Annotated in this window: 17 protein-coding genes; 10 read left to right on the forward strand and 7 right to left on the reverse strand. The window is 38.2% G+C overall.

Annotated elements, in window-relative coordinates:
- Positions 1–63 precede the first annotated feature (63 nt).
- Positions 64–855, reverse strand: a complete 792-nt coding sequence (locus PAND9192_RS06610) for a nitroreductase family protein (protein WP_087853093.1) — start codon at positions 853–855, stop codon at positions 64–66.
- A 332-nt stretch (positions 856–1187) separates the two neighbouring features.
- Between PAND9192_RS06610 and PAND9192_RS06615 the strand changes: the two genes are divergently transcribed.
- Complete coding sequence (locus PAND9192_RS06615) at positions 1188–2195, forward strand: transposase (protein WP_087853094.1); 1008 nt, start codon at positions 1188–1190, stop codon at positions 2193–2195.
- Positions 2196–2517: 322 nt separating this feature from the next.
- Here PAND9192_RS06615 and PAND9192_RS06620 read toward each other — a convergent pair whose 3' ends face one another.
- Complete coding sequence (locus tag PAND9192_RS06620; protein ID WP_087853095.1) at positions 2518–3615, reverse strand: YdcF family protein; 1098 nt, start codon at positions 3613–3615, stop codon at positions 2518–2520.
- Between the two features lie 647 nt (positions 3616–4262).
- On the opposite strand from PAND9192_RS06620, the gene PAND9192_RS06625 reads away from it, so the two are divergent.
- Positions 4263–5969: an SgrR family transcriptional regulator gene (locus PAND9192_RS06625; RefSeq protein ID WP_087853096.1), complete on the forward strand. Its 1707-nt coding sequence runs from the start codon at positions 4263–4265 to the stop codon at positions 5967–5969.
- A 10-nt stretch (positions 5970–5979) separates the two neighbouring features.
- Here the strand turns inward: PAND9192_RS06625 and PAND9192_RS06630 are convergent, their stop codons facing one another.
- Together PAND9192_RS06630 and ltaE are read right to left on the reverse strand one after the other, a co-directional pair.
- Positions 5980–6441: a DUF2753 family protein gene (locus PAND9192_RS06630; protein WP_087853097.1), complete on the reverse strand. Its 462-nt coding sequence runs from the start codon at positions 6439–6441 to the stop codon at positions 5980–5982.
- A gap of 204 nt (positions 6442–6645) precedes the next feature.
- Positions 6646–7650 (reverse strand): low-specificity L-threonine aldolase, encoded by a 1005-nt coding sequence (gene ltaE / locus PAND9192_RS06635; RefSeq protein ID WP_200817803.1) that lies wholly within the window; start codon positions 7648–7650, stop codon positions 6646–6648.
- A gap of 249 nt (positions 7651–7899) precedes the next feature.
- Here ltaE and PAND9192_RS06640 point away from each other — a divergent pair, with 249 nt between their 5' ends.
- The gene (locus PAND9192_RS06640) at positions 7900–8193 is read left to right on the forward strand and encodes a hypothetical protein (RefSeq protein WP_087853099.1); all 294 of its coding nucleotides are present in this window, start codon (positions 7900–7902) and stop codon (positions 8191–8193) included.
- Positions 8194–8284: 91 nt separating this feature from the next.
- Here PAND9192_RS06640 and PAND9192_RS06645 read toward each other — a convergent pair whose 3' ends face one another.
- From PAND9192_RS06645 to PAND9192_RS06655, 3 genes are read right to left on the reverse strand one after another with little or no spacing between them, the layout of a single operon-like run.
- Positions 8285–9622 carry an ATP-binding protein gene (locus tag PAND9192_RS06645; protein WP_087853100.1) on the reverse strand — a complete coding sequence of 446 codons (1338 nt, stop codon included), beginning with the start codon at positions 9620–9622 and terminating at the stop codon, positions 8285–8287.
- Positions 9612–10271, reverse strand: a complete 660-nt coding sequence (locus tag PAND9192_RS06650; RefSeq protein ID WP_087820134.1) for a response regulator transcription factor — start codon at positions 10269–10271, stop codon at positions 9612–9614. Before PAND9192_RS06650 ends, PAND9192_RS06645 begins: the two co-directional genes overlap by 11 nt.
- Positions 10268–10618 carry a PepSY domain-containing protein gene (locus PAND9192_RS06655; RefSeq protein WP_087853101.1) on the reverse strand — a complete coding sequence of 117 codons (351 nt, stop codon included), beginning with the start codon at positions 10616–10618 and terminating at the stop codon, positions 10268–10270. Before PAND9192_RS06655 ends, PAND9192_RS06650 begins: the two co-directional genes overlap by 4 nt.
- 282 nt (positions 10619–10900) lie before the next feature.
- Here PAND9192_RS06655 and gmtY point away from each other — a divergent pair, with 282 nt between their 5' ends.
- The 7 genes from gmtY (at position 10901) to PAND9192_RS06690 (ending at position 20067) form a co-directional block, all read left to right on the forward strand.
- The gene (gene gmtY, locus PAND9192_RS06660) at positions 10901–12373 is read left to right on the forward strand and encodes a gamma-mobile-trio recombinase GmtY (protein WP_200817784.1); all 1473 of its coding nucleotides are present in this window, start codon (positions 10901–10903) and stop codon (positions 12371–12373) included.
- Between the two features lie 2 nt (positions 12374–12375).
- Positions 12376–14967 carry a gamma-mobile-trio integrase GmtZ gene (gene gmtZ / locus PAND9192_RS06665; RefSeq protein ID WP_087853102.1) on the forward strand — a complete coding sequence of 864 codons (2592 nt, stop codon included), beginning with the start codon at positions 12376–12378 and terminating at the stop codon, positions 14965–14967.
- On the forward strand, positions 14960–15604 hold the full coding sequence (gmtX, locus tag PAND9192_RS06670; RefSeq protein ID WP_087853103.1) for a gamma-mobile-trio protein GmtX: 645 nt from the start codon (positions 14960–14962) through the stop codon (positions 15602–15604). Before gmtZ ends, gmtX begins: the two co-directional genes overlap by 8 nt.
- A gap of 429 nt (positions 15605–16033) precedes the next feature.
- Complete coding sequence (locus PAND9192_RS20860) at positions 16034–16732, forward strand: HNH endonuclease (RefSeq protein WP_234999000.1); 699 nt, start codon at positions 16034–16036, stop codon at positions 16730–16732.
- A 186-nt stretch (positions 16733–16918) separates the two neighbouring features.
- A complete protein-coding gene (locus tag PAND9192_RS06680) occupies positions 16919–18040 on the forward strand; it encodes a hypothetical protein (RefSeq protein WP_087853104.1) in 1122 nt (373 codons plus the stop codon).
- A gap of 304 nt (positions 18041–18344) precedes the next feature.
- Positions 18345–19394, forward strand: a complete 1050-nt coding sequence (locus tag PAND9192_RS06685; protein WP_087853105.1) for a DUF2971 domain-containing protein — start codon at positions 18345–18347, stop codon at positions 19392–19394.
- A 115-nt stretch (positions 19395–19509) separates the two neighbouring features.
- A complete protein-coding gene (locus PAND9192_RS06690; protein ID WP_200817785.1) occupies positions 19510–20067 on the forward strand; it encodes a hypothetical protein in 558 nt (185 codons plus the stop codon).
- Positions 20068–20074 lie beyond the last annotated feature (7 nt).

Below are 20074 nucleotides of genomic sequence, written 5' to 3' on the forward strand. Positions count from 1 at the left end.
ATGATGTGTTAAACATTGGCGGAGAGCAGATTGATATCCGCCATGTATTATAAAGAGCTGTTATCAAACATGAGTAATGATGGTTTCTGCATTGTTCACGCGGTGGCGCTCAGCATAAATACCATCTTGCGCACGAGGACCACAACCAATGATCATAGTGATTTCATCTTGAGAGTTTAAGCCTAGCAGTTGTTTTACCCGTTTAGAATCAAAACCTTCCATAGGGCAGGTGTCGTAACCTTCAGCACGCATTGCGGTCATAAACGTCATTGCTGCAAGGGATGTACTTTTATGTAAACATACCCGTAAATCTGCTTTACTGACTTCGCGCACCATCGGCTTGTTACGGCCTAAGTACGCCACAATTACCTTACGAGCGATACCAAAAATACCAAAGCGATCATTACGATATAAGAACGGGATAAGCTTTTCATAATATTTAAGTGCTCGTTTTGAGGTGGCATCTTCACGGCCTTCAAATGCCTGTCGTACTTGCGCCGCATTCATTTTAGTACGCTGTTTCCACTTATAAGGCGTGGTAGTGATAACAATTAGCTCGTGTGCAGTTTTGGCAGCATTTTGACCCATGCATAGCTTAGCTAATTGCTGGCGTTTATCGCTATTAATCACTCGATGAAATTGCCATAGCTGCATGTTGGAACTGTTAGGCGAAAGCACCGCTAATTCAAGTGCACGTTGTACAGCATCATGATCAAAAGCACTATCAGCGTCATATTTACGTACTGAACGACGGCTACGGACTAATGCTGCATATTGTTCAGCTTTGGAAACTTCATTTGGACGTGGAGTAGGTTCAACAGATTTGGACTGCTGTTGCTCTGGTGTTTCTATCATGGCAAAACAACCTATTTATCGATAAAAATAATTGCTCATATTTCTACCTGTTATTGGCTTGTTAAGCAAGTTTGTGACGGTTTACAAGTCGCATATAAGCAGAAGAAGAGCTAAGGACAGCCATAACATTGCACATCAACCCTCAGCGACTACACTTAAGCTTCAAGTTGCTTATAGGAGAGCAGAGGACAGCCATATCCTTATCCTTGCACATTAGCCATGAGCTACTACAGAGAGTAGAGGACAGCCACAGAGAGTAGAGGACAGCCATAACATTGCACATCAACCATCAGCGACTACAATTAAGCTTCAAGTTGCTTATGGTGAAACCAATGACAATCTCAAGACGCAAATTGATCGAGCCGCAAATTACACCTTTTTATCATGTTATTAATCGCTGTGTACGGCGGGCATATTTATGTGGTAATGATCCATATAACGGCAAAAACTATCATCATCGTCGTGGTTGGATAGTAAATAAAATCAAACAATTAGCTGCTGTTTTTTGTATCGATGTTTGCGCTTATGCGGTGATGAGTAACCATTATCATTTGGTGCTAAAAATAGATACTGAGCAGCAGCAAAAGTTAACTTCGAAAGCGGTAATATCGCGCTGGTTGCAGTTATTTAATGGTCATCCTATTGCGGTTGATTTCTTAAAAGAAGGACAAGTAGGCGCAGAAAAACAACAGGCGTTATCAAATTTAGTCACTGAATGGCAGCAACGATTAGGCAGTATTAGCTGGTTTATGCGCTGTCTTAATGAAGAAATTGCCCGCAAAGCCAATAAAGAAGATCAATGCAAAGGCGCGTTTTGGGAAGGGCGATTTAAGTCTCAAGCTTTACTGGATGAACAAGCGCTACTGTCGTGTATGATGTACGTTGATTTAAACCCGATTAGAGCAGGCGTTACACCGTCACTAGAAAAATCAGATTTTACCTCAATTCAGCAGCGCATTCGTGAATATCAGCAACCGAAAACCTCAGCTAGACAACCTCCGCCACATAAATCGCACTTCCAACTATTACCCTTTGTAGGGGCTGAGCATCAGGCTAAAACGGCTGGAATAAACTTTGCATTTGCTGATTATCTTGAACTTATAGACTGGACTGGCCGTTGTATTCGTGAAGATAAACAAGGGGTTATAACATCGAATCAACCTAAGATTTTACAACAATTAGGAATAACGGCGGACGCTTGGCTTGAGCATAGTGAACAATTTATGGAACGTTACGCTAATGTAAGTGGTAAATGGTCCAGAATGTGTGCTTTCAAGCAGTATGCTGGTGGACATTGGTGTAAAGGAAAATCAGCAAGTCATCAACTGCATCCCAAATAGATATAGATTTTTAGTGTTAGATGAAAATGCCGCAATAACCGTTAGGATTGTGGGTATTGTCGATCGTGAAATATGGTAATAGCAGTAATTTTACTAATAAATTAAATAAGAAGCGGTAATTTTCACAGTAAAAGCATCTGCTGTTGGTGAAATAGATTAATTCTTTAGCAACTTGATTGCGAAATAAAATATATGGCTGTCCAAAATGCTTAGTCCAAAATGCTTAAAATATATGGCTGTCCAAAATTCTTTTAAGCGCTGCTACATCTGCTGTGGCAGCGCTTTTTTATAACGATTCAATATCTAGGAGAGGTCTTAAATCTTACCGTGACTCTAGCGGATACGAGCGGTAGCTCCACATACCATAGGTACGTAGTGCATCACGGTAAATGCCAAGTAATTCAGCATCGTTTGCTATTGCTAGTTCTTTAAGCGGTTTATCTGGGTAACTTACCGTATCAAAAGTGATGTTGTGTGGGCCAGTTTGCCAACTTGCGATTTCAAACAGAGTTTGACCACGTCGAACATGGCTTGCTGAGCTAATAATGATGGCATGTTTGATGTTATGTCGCGCTAAAGCATAACTACTGTATAACGCATTATCGACGGTGCTGGTGGCGTAGTTTTCTTCAATAATACGATCTTTACTAATGCCTTTTTCAATAAGCCAGTCCGCCATTAACTTGCCTTCGGTTTTATGGTTCATTGGCACACCACCTGTCAATATGATAATTGCATCAGGGTTGGCTTTTGCCATCACGAGGGTAGTTTCAAGACGTTCAATTAAGATTGGGTGCATTGAGCCGTCAGGATTCAGTGCATAGCCTAATGTAACGATTGCGCCTTTGTCATCAAGCTTGTCTTTATCTGCATGTTCTTTTAGTGGTGTTGCCACGATGCGATCGACTGTTGCAAAAATACGTTGAATATCTGCTGCTCTGCCTGGGTTTAATTTAGCAAGTGCTGTCATATGTTTATCTGATGCGGCTTGGCTACCTTTAAAATGCTGCCATATGGCAAGATAAGCATGTAAATCAATATCATCAGGAGCGACGGAAAGTGCTTGTTGGAAAAGTGAAATCGCTCGGTCAACATTTTTATTATAGATCTGCGCATTAGCTGCGGAAATCAATAAGTCTGTGCGGTATGGCTCTAGTTTGTAAGCTTCAAGTAATCGGTTGGTCACAATCTCCATATTGCTTGGCATTTTTGCGGTAAAGCCTGCATGAGAAATGCGAGCTGGAGATTTAAAAGCTATTACAGCATCATTTAATAGCTGGTCGACAACTTGACGCTTGGTGACTAGCTGCGAGTAATCGTTAGAAGGTTGAATGGTTGTGTCGTTTGTTGCAAAAGAATAAGGGGCAGCGGTAAGTGCTAATACACTAGCAAGGGTGAAGCTAATCAGGTTCTTTTTCATGTTTTATCCGGATTATCTGTCTTTTAATATTTGTATAAGTGATTTTTTATTCTAGTTTTATGCGATATATAAACTGTGAAAACAGTCCCATTTTGTAACGTGGCAAATTAATGCTATCGATTATTGTGACTCTTATTCTGTAACCTGATTTTAGTGGTTGATTATTGGTTGTTAATCATGAACACAATATTGAATACTCGTTTGCTTGATTATTTCGCTATTTATACATCAAATGTTTATAAGTAGATCTGTAAATGAAAGAGGAAAAACAGTGCGGTTAATTAATAGGTTAGAGCGTGATAATTATCACTGTGTGAGTGTATTTTTACCAGTATGTAACTTAAAGCATCAAATAAAAATGTAATGTGGATGATATTGGAGCAGTGTTGCATCTTAAAAGAGGAAAACTGGCTGATATAATATGAGTATTACATCAGCCAGCGTTATTAATGATCACTCAGGAGTCATAATATGTTGGGGGAACTTATTAAAGACAATGTTCATTAACCTTGTCAATGCATTAACGTTGCAGAGTAAGCATGTGTATTTTTACTCTGTAGTCGAACGTTTTTGTTTTGACAGCGTCTATTTTAAGTTAAAGTAGAAAAGTTAAAAGAGCATAAATTAATAAATAAGGTTCCCCTTTTATGAGTGGTCAACGGCTTAAATTACAATTTCAGCGTCTTTATAATCACTTTGGCGGCGATAGTATTGAGACTAATTTGCAAGATATTGCAGAGGTCCTATTTTGTACTCGACGCAACGTACGCATGGTGATCAATAAAATGGTGTCTGAAGGTTGGATTGATTGGCAACCAGCAGTAGGGAGAGGCAAACAATCTCGACTTATTTTTAATAATACAGACAGTGAGTTACAATTAAATTATGCTCGAAAATTAGTGGCTGAAGGTAAACTGGAACCTGCCTTAGTTACCTTAGATCATAATGCTGAAAAACTGGTTCAATTAATTCAAGAACAGCTTGGTATTTCTCATCATCAGGGTAAGCAAATTGTCCGTTTACCCTATTATCGATGCTTTGAAAATATCACTCCATTAAAGCCGTTACGTCGTTCAGAACAACATTTGGTAAGACAAATTTTTAGTGGTTTAACACAGCTAAATGAGGAAAAAGGGGAAGAAGAAACAGTTGTTGGTGATATTGCTCACACATGGGAGGCTATTACACCACGTCATTGGCGGTTTTATCTTCGGCCTGCAATTCGTTTTCATGATGGACGCTTGTTAGATAGTCACGACATTTTTGCAACTTTTGCTAAGGTGAAGCAATTATCGTTGTTTGCTCATATTGATGAAGTTACTTCACCGTTTAGTAATATTATTGATTTTCATTTATCACAAGATGATTATCATTTTCCTGATTTACTCGCCAACATAAATGCCATGATTCAACCTGCTAATCATGCATCATTACCTGATTACGAGACATTTCCTATTGGCACAGGGCCTTATAAAGTGGTGGTAAATGATAAACAGCGCTTTAAGTTGGAAGCTTTTGAGCAATATTTTGGTTTTAGAGCATTAACTGATGTAGTTGAAGTATGGATCTTAAACAACTTCGCTGCCTGCTATTTACAGCCTACAAGCAGTGATACATTAGAGCACAATGTCCATATTTCATCACGGCTATCGATGGATCAAGGTTGCACATTTTTATTATTAAATCGAATTTCAGGTTTGGCACAACAGGCTGATTGGTTGAATTATTTTCAGTCACGTTTGTATAGCCTTAATGTAATGCGTGAAATGGATTTAACTCAAGTCGGGGATTTTAAATTATTCAATGCTTATGGATTATTGCCCGGTTGGATCCACACTCAACAATTACCTGAACCTGTAGTTATTCCCAATAAAAGGCTGGTGACATTGGCTTATCAGCAAGAGCATCCTATTTATCCTTATGTTGCTGCTTTGATTGAAAAATTGTTAGCCAAAGATGGCATACGCTTAAAAATCATAGAATTGAGCTATGAGGATATTATTCTTGGTAAGCAGGTTGAAAAAATTGATATTTGGCTAAATGGTATGAGCCTTGGCAGTACCCGTAGTGATGCTATCTTATCATGGTTGCATAATTTTGATCATATTCAACGTGTTATGCCTATCAATGAGTTTAAACAGTTACAGCAGGTGATCAGTGAGTGGCGCTCAACACCTAAAAGGGCATTTCCAAGTGATATTATCGGCCAAACCTTGTCGCAAACAGGACAAACGATCCCGTTGTTTCATAACTGGCTAGGTGTGGATGATAGTGTCCAGTTGCAAGGGATGGAATCGAATTTACTCGGTTGGTTTGATTTTAAATCAGTGTGGAGTAAACCGCAAAATGCCTAACCGTTACCGTTTAATATCTAAGATTAAGATGTTGCTGCGCCGCCATAAAGGTGACATGCAAATCAATTAAATCTTGGCTTTGTTGCTGCCATTCTGGTTGTGGCTGACATTGGCAAAACTCAAGTAATGTGACAATAACGGTATCGAGTTTTTTTAATCCCCAGCGTTTAGTAGTAGCGTTTTGGTGTGGATCGCAGACTAAAGCCTGTAATTTTGCATAGGGGAGTTGAATATAAGTAAAGGCAAGTTGCGGCTGTTGGTGGTGATAAAACTGACAGATTTTTTGGCAACTATCAAGCCAATATGCGAGGGCTTCTTCTTGTTGATTAACGGCAGTATTATTGTGTTCAGATGTTGTAAATAACGCTGTTGGTGTGGTGGCAATAATAGCGGTAAGAGGGGCTATATTATTAGGGTTATTGTCACGATACCATGCTTTAATTGTGGCTAACCATAATTGAATATCATCCATATTATCATCCTTGTCGATGTGCTCACACCTATATTATAGACCCGTATATCTAATATCTTGATTAACTATAAGCGTAGTTTATCTGCGCCTATTGAGGGCTAAAAAGAGATTTTATTTATTAGGTTGTGATGAATATCAATCTTTGCCATATAAAGCCCATATCTATGAGTGAATGATATGGGCTAATAAGTGAGTCTTAATCAGTTATAACGCACTTTTTAATGCAGCGATAAAAGTATCAATATCATTTGCTGTAACATCTAAGTGAGTAACGAAACGCATTGGATTACCACCACTAATTAAAATACCTTGTTGCTTTAAGGTATCGATTAATTGAGCTTGATCGATATGTTGATCCACTTTGGCGAACGCCATATTGGTTTGAATATGATCAAGGTTTACGCTAAAGCCTTCAACAGTGTTTAGCTGCTCCGCTAAATAACGTGCATTACGGTGATCATTAGCAAGACGTTCAACATTTTCTGTTAATGCAAGTTTACCAGCAGCTGCAATAATGCCAGCTTGACGCATACCACCACCCAGCACTTTACGCCAGCGACGCGCTTTAGCGATTAAGGTTTTATCGCCTAATAATAAAGAGCCGATAGGTGCGCCTAAACCTTTTGATAAACAAATCGTAAATGAATCGAAGTATTTAACGATTTCTGTAATATCAACATCCATTGCTACTGCAGCATTATAGACACGTGCGCCATCAAGGTGCAGCTGCAAGCCGTGTCGATCAACAAACTCACGTGCTTGTTGAATATACGTAAGCGGTAACACTTTACCATTAATGGTATTTTCAAGGCTAAGTAGCTTAGTGCGTGCAAAGTGAGGATCGAGTGGTTTAATGGCGGCAGTGAGTTTTGTAAATGGAATGCTACCGTCAGGATCATTTTCTAAAGGTTGAGGTTGGATTGAACCCAATATAGCGGCACCGCCACCTTCAAATTTATAGTTGTGTGCTTGTTGACCGCAAAGGTATTCATCGCCACGCTCACAATGTGCCATCAATGCAAGTAAGTTAGCTTGTGTTCCTGAACTACAATAAATTGCCGCTTCAAAGCCATGTCGTTCAGCTGCCCACTGTTCAAGATCATTAACTGTTGCGTCATCACCATAAACATCATCACCAACGGCAGCAGATGCCATTAATTGACGCATTTTTTCTGATGGGCGGGTTACTGTATCTGAGCGAAAATCTATCATTTATTGTTATCTTCCTAATTAGCTTTCGATAATATTTTTAATATATCATTCTGTTATTTGAATAATCTATAGCGATCTTGACTTTTTATGGTGCTAACCATGCATGAATAATCAATTGAATGAAATAATAAAGTGATTAATCATCATAAAAAGTCCTCTAATATCAATTTATGAATCTACACTTATTAAAGCTATGTGGCTGGGTGCACAACACTCGATTTTATAAGAAACAGGGAGAGATCTGTAATGTTAGTGGAACAACGAAATTTTACGTTATGTGGTAATCAACAAGGTAATGCTTGTGTAAGAGTGATTCCAACAGGGAAGTTAGAGGTTATTATTGCTGATGATGATTCTTTATGTGAGGCAGAATTTTCACAATTATGGTTTAACAAAGCGGGAATGAAAACATTGTTAGTATGCCGTGAAGCAGAGCAAGTCTGTTGGCAATTAGATCTTAGTAATAAAGATGCCAAAGAGCTTGAATGCTTAATTGAATCAGCACAAGAAGAGTTTGAAATTTTGATGCGTGCGTTGTAGGTTCTAGGAAAATAATATGTTGGTGTTGTCGAATTAAGCCCTACAAAAGTTGTACTTTGTAGGGCTTTTATTTATGGGCATATTTCAGATGTTAGTTTCGTGGAATTGGCAGGTAAAGCATAGCTTTTAAGCCACCTAGCGTACTGTGAGTCAAGACTAAATCACCACGGTAACTGTGTGCTAGCTCGTTAACAATATTGAGCCCGAGCCCTGTTCCTGGCGTATTTTCATCTAATCGAACGCCACGTTTTAATACTTGCTTGCACTTTTCAGTGGCGATACCAGGACCATCATCTTCAATTACCAGCACAATATGACCATCAACAATGGGTTCTTGATAAACGCGAATGAGACTATTGGCCCATTTATAGCTATTTTCAATCAAGTTACCGATCATTTCGTCTAAATCACTTTTTTCTACTGCAATTACCACATCGCTATCAAGTTCATTCACCAGCACTACGCCACGATGAGCATAGACTTTATCCATCGCTAATGAGATTGCATCAATACGGTGTGACAGTGCTGTTTTGGTCGCAAGAATATTCATCGCGCCAGCCATGCGAGCACGACCTAAATGATAGTCAATATGTTGCTGCAATTGTTGCAATGCAGGAGCAAGTTTAGTTTGTGTCGCTGGATCTAATAACGATACTTCATTATTGAGGATTGCAATCGGTGTTTTTAACGCATGGGATAAATTCCCCGAGTGATTTCTCGCCCGTAATAACAATTCTTGATAATGAAATAATAGCGCGTTTAGATCATCAATAACGGGCTGAATTTCAACTGGATAAAGTCCTGTAAGCTCGGTTGAGTGACCTTCACGTACTTCAATCAGGTTCTTGCGCAGTTTACGTAATGGCCATAATGACCAACTCACTTGCAATGTTGTTAACGCTAAAATGCCAATCGCCATAATGGTCAGAATCACCCATAAACCATGGGTTAATTGCTGCAGCGTTTTTAATAGTTTGTCTTGGTTAACCGCAACCGATAATTCGATAGGGTAATCACTGTCAGGCAAACTAAACTTACGCTTTACAACAATAAGAGATTGATCATTTGGGCCTTCAAAGCCTTTCTTATCGTTGCCTTTTATGGTGGTATCCCATAATGATCGTGATCGTAAAACTTGTTTATTGAGTTTTAATGACCAATATAAACCACTGTATGGAAAATTAAAGCGTGGGTTTGATAATCGACCATCAACAAATAATTGACCGTGTTTATCAATATCTACCTGAGCGGTAATTTGATCCATGTAGAGGTATAGCTGTGATTTTTCTTGTTCAATTAAGTAGGTTTTAATAAAAGAGGGAACAAGGTAACCGGCAGATAACGTAATCGCCAATAACCAAACTGCTGCAGCAATCAGCAGTCGGTTACGAATACTTGGTTGGCGATTTTTTATTGGGTTAGTTAGCATTGATACGATATCCAAGACCACGTACTGTCTTGATTACATCATTACCAATTTTGCGACGAATACGACCAATAAATACTTCAATAGTATTAGAGTCGCGATCGAAATCTTGCTTATAAATATGTTCAACTAACTCAGTACGAGAGATAACTTTGTCGGTATTGTGCATTAAATATGATAATACTTTAAATTCAAGAGCAGTTAAATCAACAACTTGATCTTGCCAAGTTACTTTTGATGTTCGAGTATCTAAACTCAATTCTCCAGCTTGAATAACCGGTGAAACATTACCTGTAGCACGGCGTAATTGAGCACGGACACGCGCAATTAATTCAACCATTTGAAACGGTTTAGTGAGGTAATCATCAGCACCTGCGTTTAAACCATCAACACGTTGAGTCAGCTCATTACGTGCGCTGAGGATCACTACTGGGCAATTCACGTTTTCTTCACGAATGCCTTTTAAAACAGTGATACCATCAAGTTTAGGTAGGCCTAAATCAAGCACTATTGCATCCCATGGTTCAGATGTTGCACGATAAAGTGCATCAATACCATCGGCAGAGTGTTCTGCAACCCAACCATTTTGTTCTAAACCGGTGACAATTTGCTCACCTAATGTAACATCATCTTCAACGACTAAAATTTTCATTTTGGAACCTTAAGGACACTTTCAAGGTGGCGTCCTTTTATTTCTATCATTTTAAGAGTACGGGCTTCATACTCGACTTTTATAATATTATTGTTAGCATCAATAAGCTTTAATTCGTAGATCCATTCATTATCATCTTTATCTAATTCGACACGAATAATACGGGCTAATAGCTGCTGGTGGACTCGATGTTGCAATGCAGAAAAAGGTTGAATAAGTCCTTGGGCAACAGCATCCATGACATTATCATGATGTTCATCAATATCCGTCGTCGGCGCGGCAACCACCTGAAAACTAAGGATGCTGATAAATCCAATAAGATATAAATATTTGTAATGTTTTTTCATATTTATAACTGTAACTAACTAGCCATGAATGGAAAATGAATAGCCTTATTATAGATAGATTATTTGTTTTGTAAGCCTTTAAATTTTTTCAGCTTTTTAAAATTACTGTCGCTGAAAGCATAAAGTGTCCTTTTAAAAGCATAAAGTATATCTATAGCTCTTAAAGATATACTAAAACTATTCCTAAGCCAGAGTGAGGGTTATTTCTTACTCTGGTTTTTAATTAGATCTATAGCAAAAACTCTACTATACCTACTAAATCATTTGTGGAGATTGGTGGTCGTGGTGGGAGCAATTGTTAAAACCCTAGCTCAAATCAAAGTGGATAACTCAGGCTTGATGCTTGAAGTTCCCGTGCTGCTTACAACTCAAGGTGTGTTTGAACCACTGCTTGATTACATCGTTAGTAAATCACATCTGCACAGTTTACCTTGGATGAATCGAGTAGTTTTTTCTTGTCAGTTACTTCTTGAATATATGGAAGCTAATCGAGGGCTATTTTCTGAGCCCAGTAAACTATTTCAATCTTTTGTGCAGCGTTTATCTAGCGGCACTATCGGCAAGGATGGGCGAGATCCATCAGCACTTTATTGGCTACCGCGCTCAGTTTCTAACGTTAATCAGCTTTTATCAGCATTGAATGGATTAACTGATTGGTTAACTCTAAATCAAGGTAATCAAAGCTTAAATCCATTTGAGCAAGCTACGTCACACCAAGAGCGTTTGAATTATGCGGCTTGGTTTAAACGAAATCAGTATAACTTTCTTGGACACTTAAAAGGTAATGCTTTACCTGAAATGATGAAAAAGGTGCGGAAAGTACGTGGAAAGAAAGATGTGCTTAAAGTTGATGGTGATGCGATTTCTTTTCCTGAGCAGTTATTTAAGCCATTTTTTATTGATGGAATAGGCTCTGCTAGAGACGTAAGAGTAGCCCTTAGAGATCAGCTTATTGTGTTACTGATGCATGGTGCAGGAGTTCGTGAAAGTGATGCTTTGCATTTATGGGTAAGCGATGTGTTTAAGGATCCTGAAAATGCAAATAGTGTCACTATTCGGCTATATCATCCTGAAGATGGTAAGGCACCAAATAATTGGATTGGAAGAAAAAAGCAGACAACTCGTGCAGCTTATCTTGCTGAACAATATCATTTGATTCCACGTAATAAATTAACTGGAACAGCCCGTGTGGGTTGGAAAACGAAAGTAGTCGATCATGATGATAACTTCATTCATCTATATTGGTTTTCTACCTATTATGGGGAGTTATTTGCTTACTTGTGGAAGCAATATTTGCTCTATCTACTGCCACTAGAGCGTAACCACCCCTATGCATTTGTCAGTTTCTCTAAAGGTGTAACAGGTCAAGCATTGACCTTGAACGCTTTTAATCAAAGCTATAAAGCTGCAATGGCTCGAACTGGTTTTCCTGTTTCAAAGTCGCAAGGCCGTACACCTCATGCGCATCGTCACGCTTACGGGCGCAGATTGTCGAACGCCAAAGTTGATCCACAAATTATTAAGAAAGCGTTGCATCACGCTTCGATTATGTCTCAGTCGGTTTATACACAACCAGGCATAAGAGATGTGAGTATCGCTTGTGATAAAGCTATGCAGCAATTAGAGAGTCATGAGTACGCTGCTTTTAGAAATGATGTTGAGTTAAGTTGGGCTGAAGTGATGGAATCAGGGTTTAAAGACATTGATCCTGATGGGTTATTTTCAGGAAAGTACCCTAAATTTCGTCGGGAGTAATTATGAAATCCACTGATTATGAATTTTGCTGGTTTACTGATGAGCACGGTTCTGGCTGGGAAACTTGGCGAGAGTTAGCAGCTACTTGGATTAATACTAAAGATTATGGTGTAGATGCTAGGATGCGCGCACTTAATCGATTTTTGAATGATTACTTAGTGCCTCGATTTATTATCGATCCAGTGGAATTATTTGAGCTAAGGCAGATAGATTACGATAAGTTTTTAATTGAATGTGGTTTGTCAGAAGGCTATCGGGTTAGACAAAACAATGAAACGTGTAATTTTATTGATTGGGTGATTGAAACGTACTATTCGCAACCAAATGATAACGGCGATTTAGTACCTATGTTCAAAAATCCATTTACTAAAGCCACTAATCCTGTGAAAAACCAAGAAACGGTTTATAACGCACTACCTTATAAATATATCAAACAGTTACGGAGAATACTTTGTCCGAAACCTAGAGGAAACTTTGAGGATTGGAAGTGGGCGATTGACCAAAGTGATGCACTGTTTGTTAATGGCAGACACTTACGCGACTGGTTTATTGTTGATGAATCGCAAATAGACAAAGGTGATCCTGACTGTGTATGGCGAGAAATCATTGTTGATAAGCCTCGTAGTATTCGAGTAAACAATATCCTGCGGAACTTTGCTGAAGGTGATCGTTTCTTTGTTATGTGGTCACCAGTACGCTCAATGGCACTTTATACCAAATTGGAGCTGCCATTACGTACTTTTCAGGTACGTATGTTGGACTCTGGTGAAGCTGATACATGGCGATATAAACAAGGTGAATGGGTAGCTAATGATAAACATAACTTTATTGAAGGTAGCGAGAAATGTCCTTGGCAAAAAGGAGTTTATAACCGTATTGTAACGCCAGATATTGGTGATGTAATGACGGGGTTATACATTAATACCAATAAAACCGCAGATAGAAATAAGGATGAAATTACTCGTGGTTATGTGATCCCTTGGCAGCACGAAGATATGTTGTATTGGCTTGAAAAACTGAGAAATTGGCAAGAGAAATACAACCCTATTGATGAGCCGACTTCAATTCATGATTTAGATTATAAACACTTTGGTAGCACTAAAACGGATATTCAAAGAGATGAGATCGGTAACATCTGTTTCTTATTTCGAAATGCAGCGGCTTCAATTAAGCGTGAACGCTTGATGCCAATTACTGCTGGTTATCTAAATACTTTGTGGGTGACACTGATGAGGCAGCTAGAGGATGATGTTTATCGCTCAAAGCAAACATTATCTGATGGCAGTAAAGTTCGTTTTATTGATGCGTTGAATCCTCGAAAAACTTTGTTTCCTCTCCACTCTTTACGAGTCTCATTAATCACTTGTTATTCGATTGATGGTGAAATTCCAACTCCCGTGTTATCAAAGCTTTTGGTGGGTCATAGCCGTTTAATTATGACTATGCATTATACCAAAGTGACACCTGTGATGATGGCTAAGAAGATGAAAGCCGCAGAGGACAAAATTAATGAAAAAGACGATGAAAGCTTACTGAGCTTTTTGGCTAATAAATCTATAGAAGAGATTGGGTTACAGTCGGCATTTAAAGATATTGAGTCATTAAAAACTATTTTGAGAGTGCGCAACCCTGCTGGTTGGCAAGAGAAGGCTATCGGTATCTGCTTGGTTGGTGGAAATACTTCACCTGTTGTTGAAAATGCCTCTGTATCTGGCTGTTGGAACGGTGGTGAGAAGTTAAAAAAAGCTAATCGAAATCAAACTGATTTATACGCACCAGTACCGCATGGTATAGAGAATTGTATCCGCTGCCGATGGTTTATCACTGACATACGATACATTCATTCCTTAACTGCTCATTTTAATAACCTTAGTTATCATGCCAGTGAAGCGGCAAAGTTAGCTGCTGGGTTAGAAAAGGAGCAATCGTTACTGCTGGACGAAGAGTACTTTTGTGAAGTTAACGGTGAGCCGTTTGGCAAATATGAAGATTTGCATAATTTAGATCGCAGACTAGAGAAGCAACAAACGGAAGCCGATGAATATTGTAAAGATTTAGTGGCGTGTTTTCAGGTGATCCGTAAGTTGTTAAAGCTCGAAGAACAACGGAGTTCAGGTGATGCTAGCGATAAAGTGGTTGCTATTGGATCTCAAGCGGATATTTCCCCTTACTTTAGCTTTTTAGATACTAAATCAGAGTTCAGGCAATTGATTCAGTTGTGTGATGATGCTGAAGTCTTTACCGATTTGCGTGATGATCTTGAAAAGACATCAGCAATTGCCCACCGTAGTAACAAGCTCAATACCATGTTAATGAAATCGGGTTATATGCCATTTTTGATGCAATTGGATGATGAAGCACAGCTTCTAGCTGGTAATGCCATGATCAACTCAATGATTAAGGCCACTGGGCAAACCGATAGAAATAAAGCTATGAGCATACTTTCTTCCTATTTGGATGCGGAAACGTATCTGCAAGATGCTGGCTTGTTAGAAGAAGGGGTTAAAGCTATTGAAGCTAAAACGGGTGTCAATATTTTAAGGTTATCGGACTTATCGCCATCTAACTCTATCGGAGGTAAGAAAAATGGATAGTGTTGTCGATCCTGAAATTATTTTAGAAGAGTTATGCGCTGAGGCGACCAAGCGAACTGAATCGGCATTGAGAGTGCTTCATCAAGTGTTATACGAACAAAGCCAAAAAGAGCCACTGGATTTTTCGATTGTCACTGTTGGTAAATATTCTAAAGAACTGGGGGGGCCATCAACTCAAACCATCAGAAACCGCACTGGTAAGCATTTTCAGCAATTGATTGAAGCATGGGCGGCCTATTCTGGTACAACACGTAAGAAGCCCCTCTCAGTGCGTCAGAAGCAGCTTTTGAACAGTAATGATCAGCATATTTTAGACTCCATTGATGATACTGTGATTAGGGCGGTTGTGGGTTCGTTGATTGCCGAGCGTAATAAGTATCGTGATCAGTTGAATGTGATGAAAGCGAATTCAAATATTGTTATTGATAGGACTCAAAAAGCCTCACAGCAGCAAAGCGTGGTTAAAAGTAAATCACAATTAACACCATTAGAGGCTGAAGCAATAAGGGCTGCTATTTCAGATAAATTTATGGAAAAGATGGGGTGGGTAGTGATGCCAACTGGTCAGGTGAAAGATACTGATGGCGGTGAAGTTTATCTTCGTGGATATGTTAATGTACTAAGTAAGCTGCTTTAGTGTGAGACTCCAACACGCTTATGCCCCATTCCTACTTAGTGCTTTTACTCATTCATATCGTGTTAACTTAATTTGGGATTAGTTTTATTCACTATATATATCAACAGTTATAATGAAGCGCGGTGATTTTATCGCTTTAGTTCTGTTTTTAATAAGAAATATTTCTTGTTAAAACAGAAGTGAAATCATAACCAATTGAAAATTATATCATTTAACATTTCAATTTGTATTTAATAAAACTGATTAAATACATTTCTTAATTTCTATATTCTTTAAAAAGCGGTGAAAGATAAAAAATGCAATCAATGTCATGATATTTATTAATTAAATTGATTATGATTGCTGAATTTTAGAGGTGTTATTTTACGTTAAGAATGCTTATTAATAAGCCGTTACCCATAAACCTAAATATAAAGTATGGAGTAAATTGTGAATCCAAAAATCTATACGCTTCCATTTTTGGAACGCAATGCTGATAAACTCGATATTGAGTGGATAAATACAAAGCACATATCAGATGACTGGAAAGTTAAAATTTTTGAACATAAACCGACTGGGTTATTATTTGCGATCTACGATAGAAAAGTAACACTTATCCGTTTAGAGCACTCAGTTAGTGCTATAGCAGGTGTTAAAGAATGGTCACGAATTCCGAAAAGTAGTGCTTTTGACGCTTTCCCTAAATTTGCTCCAGGGTTGGGCTATTGTGTAAAAGTAGAAACTCTCGATTCTTTAAATCAACTACTGCAACAGTATTGTAGCTCTACAAAAGAGCCACCAACTATCTTGGATCTCCATGAAGAAATGTTTATTTTAGCTGAAAAGTCATCTAAATCTGGAGCAGCAGCAAGACGAAAAAGATTAGATTCAGCGCCAAAGAAGCCTTCAAAAAGAACTGTCACAATCACGGTTTATGATCGCAACCCAGACGTTGTTGCTGAAGTTCTTGAGCGAGCTGACGGTGTATGTGAAATATGCAGTGATCCTGCGCCTTTTGTTCGTCGTGTAAATGGCACAGCTTATCTAGAAGTACACCACAAAGTACTACTATCCCGAGGCGGTGATGATACCGTAGATAATGCTATTGCGGTTTGTCCTAACTGTCATCGTAAAGTACATTATGGCTAACAAATAAGGATATGTGTCGCGCAGCCGGCAACTATCTGAGTGTTGGACAAACTCATGCCACCTTATTATAAGTAAATATTGGAAATATCAAGGGTGATACTTGAAATTCTAGTATCAATATCTTCTTCCTAATTCTTGTAATATTTTAATTCAAACAATTACCAGATTAAGGACATCAAAAAATTAATGTCTACTCAAAAGTTCACTGCTTACGAGCGAGAAGCCTTGTGGTTAGCCCATAATAAAAAATGTGCTTATACAAGGGAACCACTTGATATGAGTAGTTTTCACATTGATCACATTCTTCCTGAAAGCCTTGTCAGTAACCTTACTGAATTAGAGAAAGTAAAGTCGTTGCTAAAATTGGGTGCAAAATTCGACATTCATGGGTACGAGAATCTATTACCCTGTCGCTCTGGTGCAAACCTTCAGAAAGGCTCCATTGTTTTTGACGAAGCTCGTACTCAATTTTTCCTTGGTATTGCTGAAAGTAAGAAAGCTGAAGTTCTGAAGAATCTAGAAAAAATTAGTAAGCGCAATATTCGTGGAAAGGCTTTAATACTATTGCAACAATGCCTAGAGGGAGGGCAATTATCACCCTCCGAAGTTGCAAGTATTCTTGATGAACATAAAGAAAAGCCCGATGAAATTTTTCATCTGATAGAAAGCTTGAAGTTCTTGAATACTGAAGAGATTAGATCTATTTCGAAGGTTGATATTGACGAACTCCTCAGCCGACAAGTGCAGCTCGGTCAAAACAATCATATTGATGGTGCCACATTAATTAACGATATGAATGAAACTCTATATGTAAGGACTTGTAAGGAATACAACGAAGCAATTAATTCAGGATATTACGCATTGACTAACTTTGACATTAAGATGTCCACCTTCTTTGAGCACCAATGCGGGCTGCTGAATGCAATAAAAGCTGCAAAAGTACCTGAGTGTAGTTTTATCGACGACCCAAGAGTTGGAGTCGTCGATTTGCAGCTTCTTCCGTTTTCCTTGTTCCCCTTCTTAGGAGATGTGCCAGATGAAGATGACACTACTGTCACCTATCAAAGCAAAGTCGATGACGGCACGATAAACATCAAGCGAATTAAACAAAACATGGTGTGTGTCGAAGATAAAGAGGGTATGGGCCAACAACTTATCGAAGTCTTAAGAGCTGATTTTAACGGCGATGGCTTAGAAGAAATCCTGCTATTCGAATACTGCTATGCAACGCATGGTACATTTGGGGCTGGAGGGATACGAATTTTGAGTCGTAACACTTTTGATGGTTCGTTCGAACTTACCCAATGAGTCTGGTCCCATATACTCTCAGCTTAACTCAGGAGTGCCCCATTATCATTCAGAGAAAATACTCATTCATATCGTATTAACGTAAATTTGGATTAGTTTTGTTGACTTATTTTTATGCAAATCAGTCTTACTTAATACATTTCTTACTCTGAATGTTTTCAATAAATACTTAGAAATAAAATAATGCAACCAAGCTCATGATATTTATGAATTAAATTGATTATGATTATGGAGCTTTAGGGGCATTCTTTTAAGTTAAAGTAACGATGCTAATTAAACACTCTGTATAACAAAGGTAAATTTTGTGCTCGTAAAATATTATGCTTTAGTCTTTGATCAAGAAAGCAAAAATTGGTTGCCTAGAGTTGAGTTCATCTCAAACGGCTTATTTCGTATGACTCAACCTAAGTATCTAAACGACAAGGGTAGTGAAGCAAGATTATCTCCGTATTTTAATAAGTTTTCACCTGCGGATTATGCTTGGGCACGAAAAGAACACTCAAAAATAGAGATGAATCCATCTTACATTCCATCGAATGAAGAACTAGAAAACTTATTCCTTAAGCCTGTAGGAGTTAGGTATGGCGAGCAGTTCCCTCATATGTTGTGGGAGGATGGCTTCCAATCCATAGAAGAATATGACAAAGAAAACCTAGTTAAAGCAGTCCAAAAACTTAATTTATTTTTAGTTGAGGCTCTCAGTTGTAAGTTAGGTGTACTGTCTCTATCTAAATCAGCTACGAATGAGCTGATGTGGACTCATTACGCAAGTGATGGAAAGGGTTTAGCTGTTACCTTTGATGAAGAACATTCATTTTTCAATCAATTTAAACCCAAAGATGTAACTTATACACCAGAGAAAAGAGCTTCGCTTACCTATTACAAAGGAACAATGCGGATAAATGGTGCGCCAATAGAGCATTTTCAATTAGATAAATTTAGTAACTCGATAGAAACACTACAATCTCTTTTGAGTAAAGGTATTAAAATTGAGGATTTATCAGATCGGTTACTGTATTCGAAAGATAAAAAATGGGCATATGAAGAGGAATCAAGAATAGTGTGCCCTTTAATGTTCTGTGAAGAGAAAATTGGTGCAAAAGTGCAACCAGATTTTGGTTTACAACTACCAGAACAAGTTTCCCACTTATTTAATGAATATTCCGAGATAAACCTAAAACGAATACCTTTCGATGCCTTTAAGTTAATTATCTTTGGTTACGGAATGTCGCAAGAACACAAGCTATTGATAGCGAGATTGGTTAATGAAAATCATGACTTGTCTCATATTGGGCTTAAAGAAGCAAAACACGATATATTCGGCAAGCTTGAACTCGTGGATTTTGTTATATAAAAACTGTTAAGAGTGATTCTCAACGCGTAGCATTTTTACTATGCGTGCTACTTAATATTTAATGTGTACCTTCATTAATTTAATGTTATACGATTCGAGTAAATTAGAGGTCGTTGTGGATAGAAAAAGTGATGGTCTGTTGAGGCAGTTCAAGCGAGTTGCTATCTCATTTGCAGATTTTAAAGAAGCCCATGATATTGTTCGCTACATTAAGAAAAACAAACTTTACGTTGATTTAGATGGCAATTTTCTTGTTTTATCTGCTTTAACTAATGCGATGATTTTATCTTATTGTAAGCCATTTTCTGGAAATGATTCTCGAAATCAAATCAAGGTGCCCGATTTACCTAATACCGCAATAAAAATTCTATCGCCTGACGAGCTATCCTTACATAAGTTATTAATTCAGCTAAGGAATCAGCTTATTGCACATTCAGATTCTCAAGCTATTGACATGAAGTTTACTGTCCATATTTATGGGAGTTTTCAAATGCTTCAGCCTGTAAGGAATAGAAGTTCAAGGTGTTTTAACCTTGAACAGTTAGATCTTTTGGAAAGTATGTCTTTTAAACTGCTTTCATATGTAGCAACCATACGTAAAGAGTTGGAGCCCAAGATTATTCCATTACTAACTGAAGAACACATCGAAGAATCGGGGCATAGAGTCATTTAACTGAGTG

The sequence above is a fragment of the Photobacterium andalusiense genome (genome assembly GCF_900185625.1).
GTDB lineage: Bacteria > Pseudomonadota > Gammaproteobacteria > Enterobacterales > Vibrionaceae > Photobacterium > Photobacterium aquimaris.

Bases quoted from the DNA above. Each gene is read 5' to 3' on its own strand.
- PAND9192_RS06650 (WP_087820134.1), bottom strand. From the start codon at position 10,271: ATGAAAATTTTAGTCGTTGAAGATGATGTTACATTAGGTGAGCAAATT.
- PAND9192_RS06620 (WP_087853095.1), bottom strand. From the start codon at position 3,615: ATGAAAAAGAACCTGATTAGCTTCACCCTTGCTAGTGTATTAGCACTT.
- PAND9192_RS06680 (WP_087853104.1), top strand. From the start codon at position 16,919: ATGTCTACTCAAAAGTTCACTGCTTACGAGCGAGAAGCCTTGTGGTTA.
- gmtX (WP_087853103.1), top strand. From the start codon at position 14,960: ATGGATAGTGTTGTCGATCCTGAAATTATTTTAGAAGAGTTATGCGCT.
- gmtZ (WP_087853102.1), top strand. From the start codon at position 12,376: ATGAAATCCACTGATTATGAATTTTGCTGGTTTACTGATGAGCACGGT.
- PAND9192_RS06625 (WP_087853096.1), top strand. From the start codon at position 4,263: ATGAGTGGTCAACGGCTTAAATTACAATTTCAGCGTCTTTATAATCAC.
- PAND9192_RS06630 (WP_087853097.1), bottom strand. From the start codon at position 6,441: ATGGATGATATTCAATTATGGTTAGCCACAATTAAAGCATGGTATCGT.
- PAND9192_RS06615 (WP_087853094.1), top strand. From the start codon at position 1,188: ATGACAATCTCAAGACGCAAATTGATCGAGCCGCAAATTACACCTTTT.
- PAND9192_RS06645 (WP_087853100.1), bottom strand. From the start codon at position 9,622: ATGCTAACTAACCCAATAAAAAATCGCCAACCAAGTATTCGTAACCGA.
- PAND9192_RS06610 (WP_087853093.1), bottom strand. From the start codon at position 855: ATGATAGAAACACCAGAGCAACAGCAGTCCAAATCTGTTGAACCTACT.
- PAND9192_RS06640 (WP_087853099.1), top strand. From the start codon at position 7,900: ATGTTAGTGGAACAACGAAATTTTACGTTATGTGGTAATCAACAAGGT.
- PAND9192_RS06655 (WP_087853101.1), bottom strand. From the start codon at position 10,618: ATGAAAAAACATTACAAATATTTATATCTTATTGGATTTATCAGCATC.